This window comes from Pseudomonas poae (assembly GCA_028869255.1).
Classification (GTDB): Bacteria; Pseudomonadota; Gammaproteobacteria; order Pseudomonadales; family Pseudomonadaceae; genus Aquipseudomonas; species Aquipseudomonas poae_C.
Window position 1 is genome coordinate 4,565,864 of sequence record CP110972.1, and the last position, 19,295, is coordinate 4,585,158.

Below are 19,295 nucleotides of genomic sequence, written 5' to 3' on the forward strand. Positions count from 1 at the left end.
GGCACTGGGCCTGGCCGTCGCCCTGGGGTATGGCGCCTGCCTGCCCACTGCGGCCGCGCCGCTGGATGAGCCCCTCAAACCGCTGCCGCCGGTGCCGACGCTGGATGCGGCCACCGTGGAGCTGGGGCGCCAGTTGTTCAATGAGACGCGGCTGTCAGTCAATAACACCAAATCCTGTGCCAGCTGCCATCAGTTGGAAACGGGCGGTGCGGATAACCGGCCGTTTTCCCTGGGCTTCGAGGGTAAGCCCGTCGGGCTCAACACCCCGACGGTGTTCAATGCCAGCCTGAACTTCAAACAATTCTGGAACGCCCGGGTCGACACCCTGCAAGCGCAGGTTGAGCAGGTGGTCACCAGCCCCATGGAAATGGGCAACACCTGGCAGACCGTGACCCAGACCTTGCAGGCCCTGCCCAACTACCAGGCGGCGTTCCGGCAGATCTATGCCGACGGCGTGACAGCCGCCAACGTGCAAAATGCCCTCGCCACCTATGAACGCACCCTGCTCACCCCCCATTCGCGCTTCGACCAGTACTTGCAAGGCAACACCGATATCCTCACCACCCAAGAGAAATACGGCTACCAGCGGTTCAAGGACTATGGCTGCATCGCCTGCCATCAGGGCGCCAATATCGGCGGCAACATGTACCAGAAATTCGGTGTGATGGGCGACTACTTCAAGGCCCGTGGCAACCCTACCGAAGCCGACCTGGGCCGCTACCTGCTGACCCAGGACGAAGAAGACCGCAACGTGTTCAAGGTACCGAGCCTGCGCAATGTTGCGGTGACCGCCCCGTACTTTCACGATGGCTCGGCCAAGACCCTCGAGGAGGCGGTCGATGTGATGTTCAAGTACCAGCTGGGGCGCATCCCCTCGGCTGAGGACAAGACGCTGATCATCCAATTCCTCAAGACGCTGACCGGTGAATGGGCGGGCAAGCCGCTATGAAATCATCCCGTCTCGCCAGCCTGCTTACGCTCAGCGGCATCGCCCTGGTACTGGCCTCGGTGTTGGTGTTTTTGTACCTCAAGTCGCTCGGCGACCAGTCCACCACCTACACCGAGTCCCGCGACCTGATCCGCCAGATCAAGCAACTCAACTCCCAATGGGACGTCGAGGTGCTCAAGGCGCGGATCGCCCTCACCCACAACTATGACCCGCTGGTGGCGCCGCTCGAACAGATGCACACGTTGTGGACCACGCTGGAAAGCCGTGAAGGGCAACACCGCCACGATCGCCCGGCCGATTGGCAGGCCGCGCAGCAAGCTTATCGCCAGTCGATCCAGGAAAAGGCCCGGCTGGTGGAACAGTTCAAGTCGCACAATGCGGTGCTGCGCAACTCCCTGGCCTTTTTGCCGACCGCCGAGGACGACATACAGGCGCATTTCCTGCGCCTGAAAGATGCCGACAAACTGCAACTGCAAGACATCGCCACCGACACTTACGACTTGCTGCTCAGCGCGCTGGAGTTTGCCCAAGTGACCAGCGACGACAAGGCTGCGGACATCCTCGTGGGCCTGAACAAGCTGGCGATCAACAAGGAAAGCCTGCCTGAGGCGTTTCAGTTGCCGGTGGAAATTCTCAGCAATCACATTTCGCTGATTCTGCGCGAACAACCGCTGGTCAACGACCTGCTGGATCGTATCGCCGCAATCCCCTTGTCCGACCAGCTGGACGCCATGACCACCCAGCTCAACCAGGACCAGACCGCTGCCGATTTGATCGATCAGAAATACCACCGCTACCTGCTGGTGTTTTCCACACTGTTGGTGGTGCTGCTGGTGTACCTGGCGGTACGCCTGTTGCGCAGTTTTGCCGAGATCAACCGGGTCAACCGCGCCTTGCAGGCGGTGAATGAGAGCCTGGAACAGCGCGTTGAAGCGCGCACACAGGAACTCAAGGATGCCCAGAGCGAACTGCTCGACAGCGCTCGCCAGGCCGGCATGGCGGAGATCGCCACCAACGTGCTGCACAATGTCGGCAACGTACTCAACAGCGTGAATATTTCCGCCGAACTGGTGACACGCAAACTGCGTTCCAGCAAGGCTTTGGGGCTCGGCAAGGCCATGCAATTGATCAACGAGCACCCTGACGACCTGGGGGCTTACCTGCGCGAAGACGAAAAAGGCAAACTGCTGCCTGGCTACCTCAACCAACTGGTGGCCGCGATTGCCACCGAGCAACAGGGCCTGACCGAAGAACTGGCGCAGTTGAGCAAAAGCGTGGACCACATCAAAGACATCGTCTCCACCCAGCAATCCTACGCCGGCGTTTCCAGCCTGTTGGAGCCCGTGCAGATCAGTGCCTTGATGGAGGATGCCCTGCGCATGAACTCCGGGGCGCTGAATCGCCACCACGTGACGGTGGTCAAGGAGTACGCCCAAGTACCGCAACTAATGGCAGACAAACACCGGCTGCTGTTGATCATGGTCAACCTGATCAGCAACGCCAAGTACGCCATGTCGAACCTCACCGACCGCCCGCGGCAGATCACCTTGTCGATCAAGACCGTGGAGGACAGCCTCCTGCAAATCAGCGTCAAGGACGAAGGCGAAGGCATCCCCGCAGAAAACATGACGCGAATCTTCACCCACGGTTTCACCACCCGCAAGGAAGGCCATGGCTTCGGCCTGCACAGCTGTGCGCTGGCCGCCATTGAAATGAATGGCCGCCTCACCGCCCATAGCGATGGGCCGGGCAAAGGCGCCGTGTTCACCTTGCAAATCCCCCTCAACGATGCGGCAGGCCCAGCATGAACCAACCTTCGAACCGGCGCATTCTGCTGATCGACGACACGCCATCGATCCACGAAGACTTCCGCAAAATCCTCACGCCGCCCCCGGAACAGAACCAGGCCCTGGACGAGATGGAAACGGCGCTGTTCGGTACCTGCGACGCGCCGCAGGGTCCAGCGTTCGAGCTGGACTCGGCTTACGGCGGCCAAGAAGGGTTGAAGTTGCTTGAAGTGGCCATGGCCGAACTCAGGCCGTATGCCTTGGCCTTCGTCGACATGCGCATGCCTCAGGGCTGGGACGGCGCCCAGACCATCGAAGAACTCTGGAAAGTCGACCCGAACCTGCAAGTGGTGGTGTGTACGGCGTACTCGGACTATTCCTGGGAAGAGTTGCTGTTTCGCCTGCACGCCCATGACCGACTGCTGATCCTGAAAAAACCGTTCGACAATATTGAAGTGCAGCAGATGGCCAATACCCTGGCCGCCAAATGGGATATGGCGCGGCGTGCCTCGTTGCAAACCAGCCACCTGGAACACCTAGTGGAACAGCGCACCCTGGCCCTTACCCAGGCCGGCCAAGCGTTGCAGCTGGAAATCGACGAGCGCAAACAACTGGAAAGCCAGTTGGTGCAATCAGAAAAACTCGCCTCCCTGGGCCAACTGGCGGCCGGCGTGGCCCACGAAATCAACAACCCGGTAGGGTTTATTTCCTCCAACCTCGGCACCCTGGGCGGCTACTTCAACCAGTTGCAGGAAATGCTCGACGCCTATCGGCAAGCGGAAACCGCAGTGGGCGGTGATCATTTAGAAGCCTTGCGGCGGCGCCTGGACCTGGACTTCCTCAAGGAAGACATCCCCACGCTGCTGCGTGAATCCAGGGATGGGATTGGCCGCGTAGCGCAGATCGTCAAGGATTTGAAAGACTTTTCGCGAGTGGACAACGACCAGACCTGGCAATGGGCCAACCTGCAACAGGGCATCGACTCGACCTTGAACATCGTCGCCAGCGAACTCAAGTACAAGGCCGATGTGATCAAGCACTACACGCCGCTGCCCGACATCGAATGCCTGGCATCACAGCTCAACCAAGTGGTGATGAACCTGGTGATCAACGCCGCGCAAGCCATGGGTCCGGAACGCGGCACCATCACGATCAGCAACGGGGTGGAAGGCGAAAACATCTGGCTGGAAGTCGCAGACAACGGCTGCGGGATTGCCCCGGACAGCGTGCAGAAAATCTTCGATCCATTCTTCACCACCAAGCCGGTGGGCGAAGGGACGGGGCTGGGGCTGTCACTCTCCTACGGCATCGTCAAAAAACACCGTGGCGCGATCTCCGTCAGCAGCGAATTGGGCAAAGGCACCACGTTCCGGGTGGTGCTGCCCATTCGCCAAACACTGTAGCCGTGCTCACGCCTCGGCTTGTTTCGGGCTGGAGCCAAACGCGGCAAAACGCTTGTTGAACCCGGCAATGCGGCCTTCGACCTGGGTCTTGCGCTGTTGGCCGGTGTAGATCGGATGCGAAGCGCTGGACACGTCCAGGGGGATGTAAGGGTAGGTGTTGCCGTCGCTGTGCTGATGCGTGCGGTCGCTGTCGGCGGTGGAGCCGATCAGGAAAAACACGTCGGCGGCAGTGTCGTGGAACAGCACGGTGCGGTAGTCGGGATGGATACCAGCTTTCATAGGGCCTCCGGGGCGTCTGGGTGCGTTACAAGTGTTATACAGTAACACAAATCATGCGCCCAAACGAGAACCGATTGCAATAAGAATAGACTCGCTGCTTCTATGCGCTTTCCTGGAAGTCCATCTCCGGCGGTTGTTGCGAGAAGCCACGCGTGAGCACGCCGAGGTAAACCAGGCCAATCGCCAACCACACCAGGCCCAGGTAGATCGCCAGGTGATCGAGGCTGACCATCAGCCACAAATCAGCCAACAAGCCAATGGCCGGGAAGATCAGGAACAGGATCAATTCACGCACGCCACGCTGCTTGGCGCCGATCCAGTAGTGAAAGATCACCGACAGGTTCACCAGGCTGAATGCCAGGAATGCGCCGAAGTTGATGAACGAGGTGGAGGTGGTCACGTCCAGCTTCAACGCCAGCAACGCCACCGCTGCGCACAACAGGATGCTGTTGACCGGCGTACCAAACCGCGCATGCAAGGTGCCGAAAAACGACTTGGGCAACACCCCATCGCGGCCCATCGCAAACAGCAGGCGCGACCCACTGGCCTGGGCCGACAACCCCGAGGCGAACTGGCCGACGATCAGGCCGATCAGGAAGATCGATACGAACAGGTCGCCACCGATATTGCGCGCAATTTCATAGGCTGCCGAATCCACATTGGCGAATTCGAACGACGGATGGGCGATCTGCACAAAGTAGGAGACTGCCACGAAGATCAGCCCGCCGATCAGGGTGATCAGCATGATCGCCCGTGGAATGGTGCGGCGTGGGTCGCGGGTTTCTTCGGTCAAGGTACTGACCGCGTCAAAGCCCAGGAAGGAGTAGCAGGCGATGGCCGCGCCGCTCATGATCAGCGGCATGTGCATCTGGCCGTTGAAGAAGGGGGCGATGGTCCACAGGGGTTTGCTCGCATCACCACCGATGTAGTGGATGCACAGCGCGACAAACGCGATCAGCACCAGAAACTGCACCAGCATCAGCAAGGCATTGATGCCGTTGGCCAGCTTGAGGCCAACGATATTGATGGCGCTGGTCACACCGATAAACGCCAATACCCAGACCCACTGCGGTACCGCTGGAAACGCCGAATTAAGATAAGCAGCCCCGATCAGCCAGATGGCCATGGGCAAGAACAGGTAATCGAGCAACACCGCCCAACCGGCGATAAACCCCAGCTTGGGGCTGATGGCCTTGCGCACATAGCTGTAGGCGGAACCGGCCACCGGGAAGGCCGAGGCCATACGCCCGTAACTCATGGCGGTGAAGAACATCGCTACCAGCGCGGCGAGGTAAGCGGCGGGGACCATGCCGGCGGTGGATTGCGCCAGGATGCCGAAGGTGCCGAGCACAATGATCGGCGTCATATAGGCGATGCCAAACAGCACCACCGACCCTAATGACAGGGTGCGTTGCAAACGAGCCATGAGTGATTCTCCGCGCAATTATTAGATTTATGGCAGAACTGAAGTCGGTGAAGCTGGTGTCATTTTTCTTATGGTCAAAACACTTTTATGGCTATGGCGAGCGGGCTTGTTGTGGCGAGCGGGCTTGCCCGCGTTGGGCTGCGAAGCAGCTCCAATACAGTCACCGCGTTTCTCCAGACAAAACGGGGTGGCAGGTTTCAGGGCCGCTGCGCGCCCCAACGCGGGCAAGCCCGCTCGCCACACAAGCCTGATCACCACCAAGCCTGCCAGCCAAAAAGAATCGATTTCAACCTTTGGGGATCAGCAACTCGCGCGTGCCGTTGCTGTGCTCAAGCACCTCACCCGGCAACTTCATGCGCTGGTCGTCCAGGTAGCGGTAGTCTTTGCGAGCCGCTGCCAGTTGCTCGAGTTCCAGCTCGACCGTGAATTGCCCTTCCTCACGCCCGGCCTCGAACAGCAACGTGCCAAACGGGTCGACCAAGGCGCTGCCGCCGGCAAACACCAGCTCGCCATCGCCCTCCTCCACGCGGTTGACCATCAGCGCAAACGCCTGGTTTTCCTGGGCTCGCGCCATGATCGCGGTGCGATGCGTGGGGCCGTAGGGGTCCATGTTGCCGTTGGTGACGATCAGCAGTTCGGCGCCCAATTGCGCCAAAGCGCGGGCAGTTTCCGGGAACTCGATGTCGTAGCAGATCAACAGGCCGACGCGCAGCCCATTCCACTCGCAGGTGGCGTAGCGATCACCCGGGGTGAACACGCCGCGCTCCAGAGGCCACAGGTGGGTCTTGCGATAGCGCAGGGCGATGCCCTCGGGCGTGATCAGCAAGGTGCTGTTATAGAATTGGCCGCCGTCGTGCTCGGCCATGCCGATCACCACGGCGATATTGCGCGCACGTGCAGCCTGGATAATGGCCTGCACGGTAGGGCCATCCAGCGGCTCGGCGATGGCGGCGACGGTCTCGGCCGATGGGAAACCAGTGAGGTGGGTTTCCGGGAAGACGACCAGTTGCGTATCGGCAGCCGTTGCAGCAATCGCCGCCAAAGCCCGCTCAAGGTTGTAAGCTGTGTCGTTATCGCGACCCGCCAATTGGGCAAATTCGACCTTCATGGGACATCCTGTGGTTTTATCTGTGGCGCAGTATGCGCAGGCGCACCCGCTGGGGAAATCACGCCGCCGGGGTAACCCTATGGGGGTAGACGAATGACCGTTTCGCTGCAAGACATCGCCTGGCACCGTTCGGTGGGGCAAATGATAGACGCCCTCGACCAGGCCAATTTCTGGACCCAACTGGTGCGGCTGCTGGGCCAGTACGTGCCCTTCGACAGTTGGGTGGTATTGCTCTTCAGCAGCGAACACCGCCCGCTGGTATTCGCCGAGTGCCCGGGCGCCGACGGCACCCCGGACAGCTTGTTCCAGGACTACCTCAACGGCCTGTACCTGCTCGACCCCTTCTACATCGCCAGCCGCGAACACTCGCGCACCGGCCTGTTTCGCCTGGCGGACGTCGCGCCGGAGCATTTTGAACTCACCGAGTACTACCAGCGCTACTTCCGCCTGAACGTGGTGGCGGATGAAATCCAATTTAATTGCCAACTGCCGGATGGGCGTACGCTATGCCTGTCCCTGGGCTCGAAACAGCGTTTTGACCCGCAGCAGATCGCCCTGCTGTCGCTGATCCAGCCCTGGGTGCTGAGCTTGCTGCGCCAGCGCCTGCCCTATGAAGTCAACCAGGTCAGCGCCCCGCAACCACCGATTCAAAACGACGGCTGGGGCGCGCAGCTCACCGCCCGCGAGCTGGACGTAGGCCGCTTGATGCTCAGCGGTTGCTCCAGCAAGGAAATCGCTCGTAAGCTGGAAATCTCTGTTGAAACCGTGAAAGTCCATAAGAAACACATGTACAGCAAGCTAGGGATCAAATCCCAGTCGGAGCTGTTCTCGATTTTTCTTCAGGCGCAAAACGCCTAGCCGATGAGTGAACCCAAGGAAACCCGTATGAGCCTGTCGTTACTAAGCCGTTACGCCTTCTTTGCCGTGTGCGTCATTTTCACCCTCGCCAGCCTGCCGTTTATCGAACATGAATGGCTGCGGCCCATCACCCTGGTCACCGGCGTATTAAGCCTGATAGGCCTGTTCGACCTGTTGCAGAGCCCCCACGCGGTACGCCGCAACTACCCGATCCTGGGCAATATACGTTACCTGGTGGAAGGCATCCGCCCGGAAATCCGCCAATACCTGCTGGAGTCCGACAGCGACGCCCTGCCCTTTTCCCGGGCCCAGCGTTCGCTGGTTTACTCACGCGCCAAAAACGAATCCGCCGACAAACCTTTCGGCACGCTGATCGACGTGTACCGGTCGGGCTTCGAATTTATCGGCCACTCCATGCGCCCGGCGCCGTTGAGTGACCCGAGCGCCTTCCGTGTCATGGTCGGCGGCCCGCAGTGCACACAGCCGTACTCGGCCTCGGTGTTCAATATCTCGGCGATGAGCTTCGGCTCACTGAGTGCCAACGCCATCCGCGCCCTTAACCAGGGCGCCAAGCTCGGCAATTTCGCCCACGACACCGGTGAAGGCAGCATCAGCCCCTACCACCGTGAAAACGGCGGCGACCTGACGTGGGAGCTGGGCAGCGGCTACTTCGGTTGCCGCACCAGTGACGGCCGTTTCGACCCGGAACGCTTTGCCGTGCAGGCACAGAACCCGCAAGTGCGGATGATCGAAATCAAGATGAGCCAGGGCGCCAAACCCGGACACGGCGGGATCCTGCCCAAGCACAAAGTCACCCGGGAAATTGCCGAAACCCGCGGCATCATGATGGGCGAAGACTGCATCTCGCCGTCGCGCCACAGCGCGTTTTCCACGCCGATCGAACTGATGCAGTTCATCGCGCAACTGCGCGAACTGTCTGGCGGCAAGCCGGTAGGTTTCAAGTTCTGCCTGGGTCATCCGTGGGAGTTCATGGGCATCGCCAAGGCCATGCTGGAAACCGGCATCCTCCCGGACTTTATCGTGGTCGACGGCAAGGAAGGCGGCACCGGCGCCGCGCCCGTGGAGTTCACCGACCATATCGGCGTGCCGCTGCGTGAGGGCCTGCTGTTTGTGCACAACACCCTGGTGGGCCTGAACCTGCGCGACAAAATCAAGCTGGGCGCCAGCGGCAAGATCGTCAGCGCGTTCGATATCGCCAGCGTCCTGGCCATCGGTGCCGACTGGGCCAACTCGGCGCGTGGCTTTATGTTCGCCATCGGCTGCATCCAGTCGCAAAGTTGCCACACCAACAAATGCCCGACCGGTGTCGCCACCCAGGACCCGCTGCGCCAACGCGCCCTCGTGGTGCCGGACAAAGCCCAGCGCGTGTTCAACTTCCACCGCAACACCCTCAAGGCCCTGGCCGAGATGCTCGCGGCGGCGGGCCTGGATCACCCCTCGCAGCTGTCGGCCAAACACCTGGTGCGGCGCATGTCGGCGACCGAGATCAAGCTGTTCTCGCAGCTGCATGTGTTCTTGAAGCCTGGGGAATTGCTCACCGGCGAAGTGAACGGCGCGTTCTATTCGCGCATGTGGCAAATGGCGCGGGCGGACAGTTTTGAGCCGCATGAACCCGTTGCCGCCTAAAAGGATGTTGCCATGCTGAAAGTTATCGCCGAAGACTTTATCAAGCCCGAACACCTGGAAACCGTGCGCCCGTGGTACGCCGAACTGGTGGAAAAAACCCGCCTGGAACCGCTGTGTATCGCCTACGATCTGTTTGTCGATCAAAAAGACCCAGGCCACTTTATTTTTATCGAGCTGTGGCCTGATCAGGCCGCGCTGGATGCGCACTGCCAGACGGAACACTTCACCCGGCTGGTGCCGCAGATCAACGCATACCAGGCTAAACCTTGCCGGTTTTTATTGATGGATGCGTTTTGAAAATACCCACACCGCGCTGAACCGGACCACCGACGGCATTGATCAAACAAGGAGATTCACATGCCGTTACTGGACTTCGCCGACATCGCAGGGCAACTGCCCGCCACTTGGAAATCCACCTGCCTGGGCCAGGTCGGCCCGGCGCGGGTCAAGGTGCTGCGCATGGATGAGCAGGCGTATGCAGAAGAAACCCATGACTACAACGAAGGGCTGCTGGTGATCAACGGATGCTTGCGCCTGAGCATCGGCGGCAGTGAAATCCGCGTGGAGGCGGGCCAGATGTACCTTGTGCAAGCCGGCATCGCACATGCTGTGCTCGCCGGTAGCCAAGGTACTCTTGTGATCATTGACGTTTAGAGACATTCAGTAATACCCAACCTTTGCAATTGCTCACAAATACCGCCAACCTGCGCCCGCCCGACGTGCGGCGTACGACTACGTGCCCGTTCGCCTGTCATTACTAAACCTTTTGTACAAGAGCCCGCTGCCATGCTGAACGGACGCGACCCGCGCATCGATTTTTTTCGGGGCCTGGCGTTGATCTTCATTTTCTGGGATCACGTCCCCCACAACCCCCTCGGCCAGATCACCCTGCGCAACTTCGGTTTCAGCGATGCGGCGGAGGTGTTTGTGTTCCTCGCCGGTTACGCCTCGGTGCTGGCCTACGGCAAGGTCATGCAACGCGACGGTTACTGGATGGCTTCGCTGAAAATCCTGCGCCGCGCCTGGGTGCTCTACGTGGTGCATATCTTCTTGCTGGCGATGCTGATGGGGATCGTGTTCTTCGCCAACAGCCATGTGGAAACCCGCGACCTGGTCGAAGAAATGGGCCTGACGCACTTCGTCACCCACCCGCAACAAGCCCTCACCGACGAGCTGCTGCTACGCTTCAAACCTAACCTGATGGACCCATTGCCCCTGTATATCGTGCTGCTGGCAGGCCTGCCGCTGGTGTTGCCGCTGATGCTGCGCAAGGCCTGGCCGGTGGTGGCCGTATCGGCCACGGTGTATTTCCTGGCGCCCTGGATGGGCTGGAACCTGCGGGCGATTGCCGATGGCGTGTGGTACTTCAACCCGGTGACCTGGCAGTTTCTGTTTATCCTCGGTGGTGCGGCGGCGATCCATGCCGGGCAGGCGCGCCCGGAGGAAAACCGGCCACTGACGCGCCAACCGTTGTTCGTGGCGGCGGCGCTGTACACGCTGCTGGCGGGAGTGCTGACGCTCTCGTGGCGCTGGCCCGAGGTGCACGACGCGCTGATGCCGTCGCTGGCCAGCGACCTGCTGTACCCAATCAGCAAGACCGACCTGTCGCCGGTGCGCCTGTTGCATTTTCTGGCCCTGGCCTATGTCACCGCCAAGCTGTTGCCCAGCAGCGGTTGGACAAAAAACTGGTTGGGGCAGCAAACCTGCCGCATGGGTCGTTATTCCCTGGAGGTGTTTTGCCTCGGCGTGCTGCTCGCGCCGCTGGCGGACATGGTCAACGCCCTGGCGGAAGATGCCGTGGCCATGCAATTGCTGACGGCGATCATCGGCGCAGCCTTGATGGCCGGGCTCGCGGCGTGGCTCGAATTCAACAAGCGGCTGGACGCGGCACAGGCCGCCAGGCTCAGTAAACCCGGCTTAAATAGTTAGCCCTGGAGCGGCGCCAATGGTTTGTCGATCATCAATTGGCTGAGCACCAACGCCTGATCCGCCAATTGACTCAGGCCGAGCAAGTCGGCCAGAGCCACACTTGAAGGTAGCCGGTATTGGCACAGGCCAGTACCGGCAACGTATCACGCGACGTGCGTTTCACCTTGGCCAGCCTGAGTCGGCTGCAGCTTGAAGGTGTAGAACAGCACCGTCAGCAGCACCAGGAACACCGGGCCCACGTACAGCGCAATCCGGGTGTCCGGAAAGTACGCCATCAGGCCCACCACCAGCACCAGGAACGCCAGCGCCAGGTACGAGCTGACCGGGTACAACCACATGCGGTATTTGAGCCCGGCCCGTTCAGCAGGGCTCAGGCCGCGACGGAACTTGAGCTGGGCCAGCAGGATCATCACCCAAGTCCAGATCGCGCCGAAGGTGGCGATGGAGGTGACCCAGACGAAGACTTTTTCCGGCACCAGATAGTTGAGCAACACGCCGAGCAACAGCGCGAAAATCGACAGCAGCAGTGCCTTGCGTGGCACCCCATTGCTGGAGGTGGTGCCGAAAGTCGCCGGGGCCTGGCCGTTTTGCGCCAAGCTGTAGAGCATGCGGCCGGTGCTGAAAATACCGCCGTTGCACGAGGACAACGCCGCTGTGATCACCACGAAGTTGATGATCCCGGCGGCGGTCTTGATGCCCAGGCGCTCGAAGGTCATCACAAAGGGGCTGCCCTGGGTGCCGATTTCATTCCATGGGTAGATCGACAGAATCACGAACAACGCACCGACGTAGAACAGCAGGATGCGCCAGAACACCGAGCCGATGGCGCGGGGGATGGTCTTCTGCGGGTTCTTCGCTTCACCGGCGGTGAGGCCGATCATCTCGACGCCCAGGTAGGCGAACATCACCATTTGCAGGGACATCAACACGCCCTGCACGCCATTAGGCATAAAACCGCCGTGGGCCCACAGGTTGGAGATCCCCAGCGCGACCCCGTCATTGCCGAAACCGAACGCGATGATGCCCACGCCGCCGATCACCATGGCAATGATGGTGACGATCTTGATCAACGCAAACCAGAACTCGAACTCACCGAACGCCTTGACCGCGATCAGGTTGATGGTGCCCATGCTGATCAGCGCCGCCAGGGCCCAGATCCAGCGGGGCGTCTCGAGGAACCACACGCCCATGTACACGGCCACGGCGGTAATTTCCGCGACGCAAGTCACCAGCCACAGGAACCAGTAGTTCCAGCCAGTGAGAAAACCCGCCAACGGGCCGAGGTAATCCTGGGCATAGCGGCTGAAGGAGCCGGCGACCGGGTTGTGCACGGCCATCTCACCAAGGGCGCGCATGATCACCAGGATCGCCAGGCCGCCGATGATGTAGGACAGCATGATCGCCGGGCCGGCCATTTCAATGGCCTTGGCCGAGCCGAGGAACAGACCGACACCGATACAGGCGCCGAGGGCCATCAGGCGAATATGCCGTTCGCCGAGTTCGCGTTTCAGCGGGCCGCCTTGAGCGGTGTCGCCGTGGGGCAGGTGATTGCCAGCGGGCATAGAGTACAACCTCGTCTTGTTATTGGAGATGAGCCACCGAGTCTCGGAGGCCACAGCGGGTAAGCCGCGACGCCCTGATGGCGGGCCTGCCTTTTGGGCAAACCCGTCTGGCCGAGCCAGATCAGCGGGGTGTAAGGGCGGCGAGTATTGCACGGTAATGGTGCATCGTCATGCGGGCTTGTGTGGCGAGCGGGCTTGCCCGCGTTGGGTCGCGAAGCGGCCCCAAAAAGGTTGACGCGGTGTGTCAGGCAAAACCGGTAGGCAATAAGAGGGGCTGCTGCGCAGCCCAACGCGGGCAAGCCCGCTCGCCACACAAGCCTGTTTGCCACGTAAGCATGATGGTTACATCCGGATATTGATCTGCCGAGCACCAGCCCTGCCTGCTGCTAGCGTGAGCTTGTCACTTCATCAATTTCAAAAGGAGCAAAGGATTGCCTCCCCAGCCCAACTCTCATCTTCTACGGCGCGGCAGATACTCGGGTGTGGGTCACGCCTACCTTGTTACGGCGGTGGTTCATCAACGAAAACCGCTCTTCGCGGATTTCCACATCGGCAGGCTGCTGGTCGCGGAACTCAAGAGAACCCACGACCAGGGATGGGTCAACTCCCTGGCCTGGGTGGTAATGCCGGACCATTTTCACTGGCTGCTCGAATTACGAAATGGCACCCTCCCCGAGGTCATAGGGCGAACAAAATCGCGCAGCACGCTGAGCATCAACAGGGCGTGCCAAAGCGGCGGTGCTTTCTGGCAGAGGGGTTACCACGACCGAGCGGTCCGAGCGGAAGAAGACCTGCGCAGAATTGCCCGCTACATCATCGCCAACCCTTTACGTGCGGGTTTAGTGGAGCATATCGGCGACTACCCGCTATGGGATGCAGCCTGGCTGCGGGACGATTGCGTGCTCTGAAGACGGCCCTGCCTGGCAAACAGGCCTGTGTAGCAATCCGACTTGTGTGGAGAGCAGGCTTGTGTGGCGAGCGGGCTTATGTGGCGAGCGGGCTTGCCCGCGTTGGGGCGCGAAGCGGCCCCAAAAAGGTTAACGCGGTATGTCAGGTAAAACCGGGTCGCAGGTTTTGGGGGCTGCTACGCAGCCCAACGCGGGCAAGCCCGCTCGCCACACAAGCCCGATCGCCACAGACCCCGCTCGCCACAGTGCAATAAAAATCCAACAAAATCGCTGGCGCTCCCACCACCGTCTAAGCTTCAACCAAGTCCGATCAATCTGCGCAGTAAATGGATCAATCGACTATGGGCGCTTTATGGCAAACCGGTACCACCAGGGCTGCAGTTCCCACTGACAGCCCGGATGAACCGCCATTGCCACAACGCCCACGCCGCAAGCGGCGCGGGTGGCGGCTGGCAGGGCTGGTAGTGCTGCTGGGGCTGATTGCCGTAACGTATGCGGCTCACCGCGAAACCCTCACGTCTGCCTGGCAGGCGCAGCAGTTCAGTCGCTGGGCGGCGCAGCTGACTTACCGCCTGCAACCCGGGCCCAGCGATGCCATGGTGTATCCCGGCGACGGTCCTTTTGATAAACGCTTGGGCTATAGCGACCTCGACACGTTCCTGCCGCGCCTGCTCAAGCGCGACTACCTGATACAGCGCCAGGTGCGCTTCTCACCCGCGCTGATGGACTACACCGATCACGGCCTGTTCGTCCCCTATGACGAGAAAATCCAGGCCGGCCTGACCATCACGGATTGCCGCGCACAACCGCTCTACACCTTCACTTACCCACAGCAGCTTTACCCCAGCTTCACCGCCATCCCACCGGTGGTCGTAAACAGCCTGCTGTTTATCGAAAACCGTGACCTGCTCGACCCGGCCCTTCCCCAGGCCAACCCCGCCGTGGATTGGCCACGCTTCGCCAAAGCCGCGTGGTCTCAGGCGGCCAAGGTGTTGCACCTGCCAGGCCAAAGCGCCGGCGGCAGTACGCTGGCGACCCAGCTGGAAAAATACCGCCACTCGCCCGACGGCCTGACGCTGTCGGGCGGCGAAAAAATCCGCCAGATGATTTCCGCCAGCGTGCGCGCCTACCACGATGGGCCCGACACGCTTGCCGCCCGCCAGAACATCGTGCGCGATTACCTCAACAGCGTGCCGCTGTCCGCCGTACCGGGCCATGGCGAAGTGCATGGCATGGCCGAAGGCTTGCGTGTGTGGTACGGCGCCGACTTCAGCCAGACCAACACCCTGCTCACCAGTACCGACCCCGCACAGTTGCCGCAAAAAGGCCTGGCCCTGCGCGAGGTGTTGTCGCTGATGATTGCCCAGCGCCGCCCCTCCCACTACCTGACCAAGGGTCACGCGGAACTGGCCGACCTCACCGACAGCCACCTGCGCTTGCTGGCACAGAACGGCGTGATCGACCCAGCGCTCGCCAAGGCCGCCCTCGCCAGCCAAGTCACTTACCGCGACTGGCAGCAACAGCCGACGGTGCAGCCGATCGAAACCAACAAGGGCATCAGCGTCGCCCGTAGCCGCCTGGCCGCCCTGCTCAACCGGCCGCTGTACGACCTGGACCGCCTCGACCTGGCGGCCACCAGCACCTTGCAAAGTGACCTGCAAGCCCAGGCTTCCGCCTACCTCAAGCACCTCGCCGACCCCGCCTTCGCCGGCCAGATCGGCCTGCTCGGCGAACGCCTGCTGACCCCGGCCAGCACCGCCCAGGTGCGCTACAGTTTCACCCTCTACGAAATGACCGCCGACGGCGCCCGCGTGCGCGTGCAGACCGACAGCACCGACCAGCCCTTCGACATCAATGAAGGCAGCAAGCTGGAGCTGGGCTCCACCGCCAAGCTGCGGGTGCTCACCACCTACCTGCAAATCATCAGCGAACTGCACGAGCGCTACGGCGCCCAAACCACCCCCGAGCTGAAAAAGGTCCAGGTCGACGACCAGGACCGCCTGACCCGCTGGGCCCTGGATTACCTGATGCAAAACAGCGACCGCAGCCTGCCCAGGATGCTCGGCGCGGCCCTGGACCGGCAATACTCCGCCAGCCCCGGTGAGAGCTTTTTCACCGGCGGCGGCATTCATCGCTTCCATAACTTTCGCAATGAGGACAACGGCCGCAACCCGACCCTGCGCGAAGCCCTGCGTGAATCGATCAACCTGCCGTTCATTCGCCTGATGCGCGATCTGGTGCGCTACAGCACCTACCAGGCACCCAACAACAGCGCCCAATTGCTCAAGGACGACAACGACCCGCGCCGCCAGGAATACCTGGCCAAATTCGCCGACCGCGAAGGCACCACCTTCCTCCTCAAGTTCTGGAAAAAATACCGCAACAAAGACACCCAGGCGCGGCTCGACACCTTCCTTGACAGCATGCACCCCACCGCCCAACGCCTGGCTGCAGTGCATCGCTACCTGTTGCCCAACGCCAGCCAGACCAGTTTCAACAGCTTCGTGCGGTCGCACCTGAGCAGTGTAAAAAGCAGCGAAAAACTCACCGACGAGCGCCTGGCCAAGCTCTACCAGAACTACGGCCCCGGCGCCTATGACTTGCCCGACCAAGGCTATATCGCCAAGGTCCACCCACTGGACCTGTGGCTGATGGGTTACCTGCTCAACCACCCCGACGCCACCTTCACCCAAGCCACCGTCGCCAGTGAACACGAACGCCAGGAGGTCTACAGCTGGCTGTTCAAGAGCCGCCATCAAAGCGCCCGCGACAGCCGCATCCGCACCATGCTGGAAATCGAAGCCTTCCTGGATATTCACCAACGCTGGCAGAAAGTCGGTTACCCCTTTGACCATTTGGTGCCGTCGCTGGCCACGGCTATCGGCAGTTCCGGCGACCGCCCCGCCGCGCTGGCCGAGCTGGTGGGGATCATCCTCAACGACGGCGTACGCCAACCCACCTTGCGCATCGACAGCCTGCGCTTTGCCGCCGAAACGCCCTATGAAACCCAGCTGACCAACGACCCTAATCGTGGCAAACGGGTGATGCCGGCCGAGGTCGCCACCGCACTGCGTGAAGCCCTGTCGCAAGTGGTCGACGCCGGCACCGCACGCCGCGTGTCCGGCAGTTTCAAACTGGCAGACGGCACACCGTTGGCCATGGGCGGCAAGACCGGTACCGGCGACAACCGCATCGAAGCCATCGGCGCCGGTGGGCGGGTCCTGAGTTCCAAGGCGATCAACCGCACGGCGACCTTCGTGTTCTATATCGGCGAGCATCATTTCGGCACGCTGACCGCGTTTGTCCCTGGGGCTTCGGCGCAAGGTTTCAGGTTCACCTCGGCGCTGCCGGTGCAGGTGCTCAAGGGCATGGCGCCGATTCTCACGCCGTATCTGCAACCGGGCGACAGCACCCTGTGCCTGGCACTTCCCACGAGCGCTACACGCTGAAAACCGGGTGTTAGGTATGCGCTTTATAGGCGCACTTTTCCGCTGATTCGCCTCGGGTTTCCAGCCATTATTCGAACTTATCCAACGAGCAGCGCTACACGGAGAAGTTTTTCAAGCATGAAGATTTGTAGGAGGCACAGTGCCATAAACAACGCTCTTGTGGCGAGCGGGCTTGCCCGCGTTGCGGCGCGAAGCGGCCCCGGAAAGCCGGATGCGTCGGGCCAGGCAGAACCGGCATGCAAGCAGAGGGGCTGCTGCGCAGCCCAACGCGGGCAAGCCCGCTCGCCACGGATATTCCGGCCACCACACATCGCCGAAGACTGAACAACACCTTTGTGGCGAGCGGGCTTGCCCGCGTTGGGGCGCGAAGCGGCCCCGGAAAGCCGGATGCGCCGGGCCAGGCAGAACCGGCATGCAAGCAGAGGGGCTGCTGCGCAGCCCAACGCGGGCAAGCCCGCTCGCCACGGATATTCCGGCCACCACACATCGCCGAAGACTGAACAACACTTTTGTGGCGAGCGGGCTTGCCCGCGTTGGGGCGCGTAGCGGCCCCGGAAAGCCGGATGCGCCGGGCCAGGCAGAACCGGCATGCAAGCAGAGGGGCTGCTGCGCAGCCCAACGCGGGCAAGCCCGCTCGCCACGGATGTTCCGGCCACCACACATCGCCGAAGACTGAACAACACTTTTGTGGCGAGCAGGCTTGCCCGCGTTGCGGCGCGAAGCGGCCCCGGAAAGCCGGATGCGCCGGGCCAGGCAGAACCGGCATGCAAGCAGAGGGGCTGCTGCGCAGCCCAACGCGGGCAAGCCCGCTCGCCACGGATGTTCCGGTCACCACACATCGCCGAAGACTGAACAACACTTTTGTGGCGAGCGGGCTTGCCCGCGTTGGGGCGCGAAGCGGCCCAGGAAAGCCGGATGCGCCGGGCCAGGCAGAACCGGCATGCAAGCAGAGGGGCTGCTGCGCAGCCCAACGCGGGCAAGCCCGCTCGCCACGGTTAGAAGGGGGTCAGGGGACGCCCATCACGAGCACACCGCTGCCGCTGATGGGGCCGGCGGCAGGGAGGGTACCCGCGCGTTTGACAAGGGTAAATGTCACGTCGTCGCCGCCTGCATTGTTGGTGATCTGGGTGAGGAACGAACCGTTTACCCGTACCGCCGTCCCCCCACGGACAAGGCCCGTTCCCACATCCGGATTGCTCATCGTCAGCAGGTTCGAGTTGAACGACGAAGGCGTGCCTTGGTAGGTAATGGTAATAGGCGTGGTAACGCTTCCAGGGCCAGGGCAGGAATAGTTAAGCCTGCGGTTGGTGCGGATGGCCGTGGTCAGCGGGTCGGTGCCGATTGCACGCTGGTGCACGTCGTTGAAGTTGATCTCGAGCGGGTTGTTATTGCTGATGGTGCAGGTTGATGGGGAAACGGTGAAGTTGTTGTTGGCGATGTATACAAGGCTGAGGCTCGTCGAGAGGGAATCATAATTGTTTGTCTGATCGAGCCGTAAGGTGCCAAGGGTGTCGCCTACTCGAATATCAATCGGCGTCACCGGATTGTTGCGCTGTAAAATATAAGGTATTACCTCGATCGGCATAGGGGCGAAGCCACTATCCGTCATGGTCGCAATCCGAATACCTGACGGGATCGGAACATCCCGATACGTCCCATTGATTCGCAAGCCAGCGCTTTGGTTGGTGAATTTTGGGCCCGGTGTCCACGCCGGGCCGACCCTGGTTCCGGTTGCCCAATAATCTTGCCGCCCATACCCGGGGTAGCTATCAGGTTCGAATCGGCAACTCAGCCTCACACCTTCTAGGAGGATACGCGGTGTATTCACTTCCGGCCGGACATTGACTGGGACCTGCAGGGTTAACGTCGTGCCAGCGCCTATCCTTTGCCACGGCCCGCCGTTGACACTGCAATCCGCTGCTCTCACGGTGGTTGTCATGCCCATCAGAGCGAAAAGCCCAATGGCTGCATATAGTCGTTTCATGTTGAT

Annotated in this window: 15 protein-coding genes; 10 read left to right on the plus strand and 5 right to left on the minus strand. The window is 61.3% G+C overall.

Annotation, left to right across the window (positions count from 1 at the left end; all coding sequences use genetic code 11):
- The first annotated feature begins 4 nt into the window (after positions 1 to 4).
- From LRS56_20750 to LRS56_20760, 3 genes are read left to right on the plus strand one after another with little or no spacing between them, the layout of a single operon-like run.
- On the plus strand, positions 5 to 949 hold the full coding sequence (locus LRS56_20750; GenBank protein WDU65787.1) for a c-type cytochrome: 945 nt from the start codon (positions 5 to 7) through the stop codon (positions 947 to 949).
- Entirely contained in the window at positions 946 to 2,757 is a 1,812-nt protein-coding gene (locus LRS56_20755; GenBank protein ID WDU61253.1) for an ATP-binding protein, read from the plus strand. Before LRS56_20750 ends, LRS56_20755 begins: the two co-directional genes overlap by 4 nt.
- Complete coding sequence (locus LRS56_20760; GenBank protein WDU61254.1) at positions 2,754 to 4,139, plus strand: ATP-binding protein; 1,386 nt, start codon at positions 2,754 to 2,756, stop codon at positions 4,137 to 4,139. Before LRS56_20755 ends, LRS56_20760 begins: the two co-directional genes overlap by 4 nt.
- Positions 4,140 to 4,145: 6 nt before the next feature.
- Here the strand turns inward: LRS56_20760 and LRS56_20765 are convergent, their stop codons facing one another.
- The 3 genes from LRS56_20765 to LRS56_20775 form a co-directional block, all read right to left on the minus strand.
- Positions 4,146 to 4,418, minus strand: a complete 273-nt coding sequence (locus LRS56_20765) for a type B 50S ribosomal protein L31 (protein ID WDU61255.1) — start codon at positions 4,416 to 4,418, stop codon at positions 4,146 to 4,148.
- Between the two features lie 100 nt (positions 4,419 to 4,518).
- Positions 4,519 to 5,844 (minus strand): APC family permease, encoded by a 1,326-nt coding sequence (locus LRS56_20770; GenBank protein WDU61256.1) that lies wholly within the window; start codon positions 5,842 to 5,844, stop codon positions 4,519 to 4,521.
- Positions 5,845 to 6,130: 286 nt separating this feature from the next.
- A complete protein-coding gene (locus LRS56_20775) occupies positions 6,131 to 6,952 on the minus strand; it encodes a carbon-nitrogen hydrolase family protein (GenBank protein WDU61257.1) in 822 nt (273 codons plus the stop codon).
- Between the two features lie 93 nt (positions 6,953 to 7,045).
- Here LRS56_20775 and LRS56_20780 point away from each other — a divergent pair, with 93 nt between their 5' ends.
- From LRS56_20780 to LRS56_20800, 5 genes are all read left to right on the plus strand, one after another.
- The gene (locus LRS56_20780) at positions 7,046 to 7,810 is read left to right on the plus strand and encodes a LuxR C-terminal-related transcriptional regulator (GenBank protein ID WDU61258.1); all 765 of its coding nucleotides are present in this window, start codon (positions 7,046 to 7,048) and stop codon (positions 7,808 to 7,810) included.
- 27 nt (positions 7,811 to 7,837) lie between these two features.
- Positions 7,838 to 9,457 (plus strand): FMN-binding glutamate synthase family protein, encoded by a 1,620-nt coding sequence (locus LRS56_20785; GenBank protein ID WDU61259.1) that lies wholly within the window; start codon positions 7,838 to 7,840, stop codon positions 9,455 to 9,457.
- Between the two features lie 12 nt (positions 9,458 to 9,469).
- On the plus strand, positions 9,470 to 9,754 hold the full coding sequence (locus LRS56_20790) for a putative quinol monooxygenase (GenBank protein ID WDU61260.1): 285 nt from the start codon (positions 9,470 to 9,472) through the stop codon (positions 9,752 to 9,754).
- A 60-nt stretch (positions 9,755 to 9,814) separates the two neighbouring features.
- Complete coding sequence (locus LRS56_20795) at positions 9,815 to 10,111, plus strand: cupin domain-containing protein (GenBank protein ID WDU61261.1); 297 nt, start codon at positions 9,815 to 9,817, stop codon at positions 10,109 to 10,111.
- A gap of 132 nt (positions 10,112 to 10,243) precedes the next feature.
- Complete coding sequence (locus tag LRS56_20800; protein ID WDU61262.1) at positions 10,244 to 11,386, plus strand: OpgC domain-containing protein; 1,143 nt, start codon at positions 10,244 to 10,246, stop codon at positions 11,384 to 11,386.
- Positions 11,387 to 11,529: 143 nt separating this feature from the next.
- Here the strand turns inward: LRS56_20800 and LRS56_20805 are convergent, their stop codons facing one another.
- Complete coding sequence (locus LRS56_20805; protein ID WDU61263.1) at positions 11,530 to 12,948, minus strand: amino acid permease; 1,419 nt, start codon at positions 12,946 to 12,948, stop codon at positions 11,530 to 11,532.
- A gap of 431 nt (positions 12,949 to 13,379) precedes the next feature.
- Here LRS56_20805 and LRS56_20810 point away from each other — a divergent pair, with 431 nt between their 5' ends.
- Positions 13,380 to 13,856, plus strand: a complete 477-nt coding sequence (locus LRS56_20810) for a transposase (GenBank protein ID WDU61264.1) — start codon at positions 13,380 to 13,382, stop codon at positions 13,854 to 13,856.
- A gap of 341 nt (positions 13,857 to 14,197) precedes the next feature.
- Positions 14,198 to 17,305 (plus strand): transglycosylase domain-containing protein, encoded by a 3,108-nt coding sequence (locus LRS56_20815; GenBank protein ID WDU61265.1) that lies wholly within the window; start codon positions 14,198 to 14,200, stop codon positions 17,303 to 17,305.
- 1,006 nt (positions 17,306 to 18,311) lie between these two features.
- Here the strand turns inward: LRS56_20815 and LRS56_20820 are convergent.
- Positions 18,312 to 19,289 carry a fimbrial protein gene (locus LRS56_20820; protein WDU61266.1) on the minus strand — a complete coding sequence of 326 codons (978 nt, stop codon included), beginning with the start codon at positions 19,287 to 19,289 and terminating at the stop codon, positions 18,312 to 18,314.
- Positions 19,290 to 19,295 lie beyond the last annotated feature (6 nt).

Bases quoted from the DNA above. Each gene is read 5' to 3' on its own strand.
- LRS56_20760 (WDU61254.1), top strand. From the start codon at position 2,754: ATGAACCAACCTTCGAACCGGCGCATTCTGCTGATCGACGACACGCCA.
- LRS56_20795 (WDU61261.1), top strand. From the start codon at position 9,815: ATGCCGTTACTGGACTTCGCCGACATCGCAGGGCAACTGCCCGCCACT.
- LRS56_20800 (WDU61262.1), top strand. From the start codon at position 10,244: ATGCTGAACGGACGCGACCCGCGCATCGATTTTTTTCGGGGCCTGGCG.
- LRS56_20780 (WDU61258.1), top strand. From the start codon at position 7,046: ATGACCGTTTCGCTGCAAGACATCGCCTGGCACCGTTCGGTGGGGCAA.
- LRS56_20820 (WDU61266.1), bottom strand. From the start codon at position 19,289: ATGAAACGACTATATGCAGCCATTGGGCTTTTCGCTCTGATGGGCATG.
- LRS56_20805 (WDU61263.1), bottom strand. From the start codon at position 12,948: ATGCCCGCTGGCAATCACCTGCCCCACGGCGACACCGCTCAAGGCGGC.
- LRS56_20775 (WDU61257.1), bottom strand. From the start codon at position 6,952: ATGAAGGTCGAATTTGCCCAATTGGCGGGTCGCGATAACGACACAGCT.
- LRS56_20790 (WDU61260.1), top strand. From the start codon at position 9,470: ATGCTGAAAGTTATCGCCGAAGACTTTATCAAGCCCGAACACCTGGAA.
- LRS56_20765 (WDU61255.1), bottom strand. From the start codon at position 4,418: ATGAAAGCTGGTATCCATCCCGACTACCGCACCGTGCTGTTCCACGAC.
- LRS56_20770 (WDU61256.1), bottom strand. From the start codon at position 5,844: ATGGCTCGTTTGCAACGCACCCTGTCATTAGGGTCGGTGGTGCTGTTT.
- LRS56_20785 (WDU61259.1), top strand. From the start codon at position 7,838: ATGAGCCTGTCGTTACTAAGCCGTTACGCCTTCTTTGCCGTGTGCGTC.
- LRS56_20755 (WDU61253.1), top strand. From the start codon at position 946: ATGAAATCATCCCGTCTCGCCAGCCTGCTTACGCTCAGCGGCATCGCC.
- LRS56_20815 (WDU61265.1), top strand. From the start codon at position 14,198: ATGGGCGCTTTATGGCAAACCGGTACCACCAGGGCTGCAGTTCCCACT.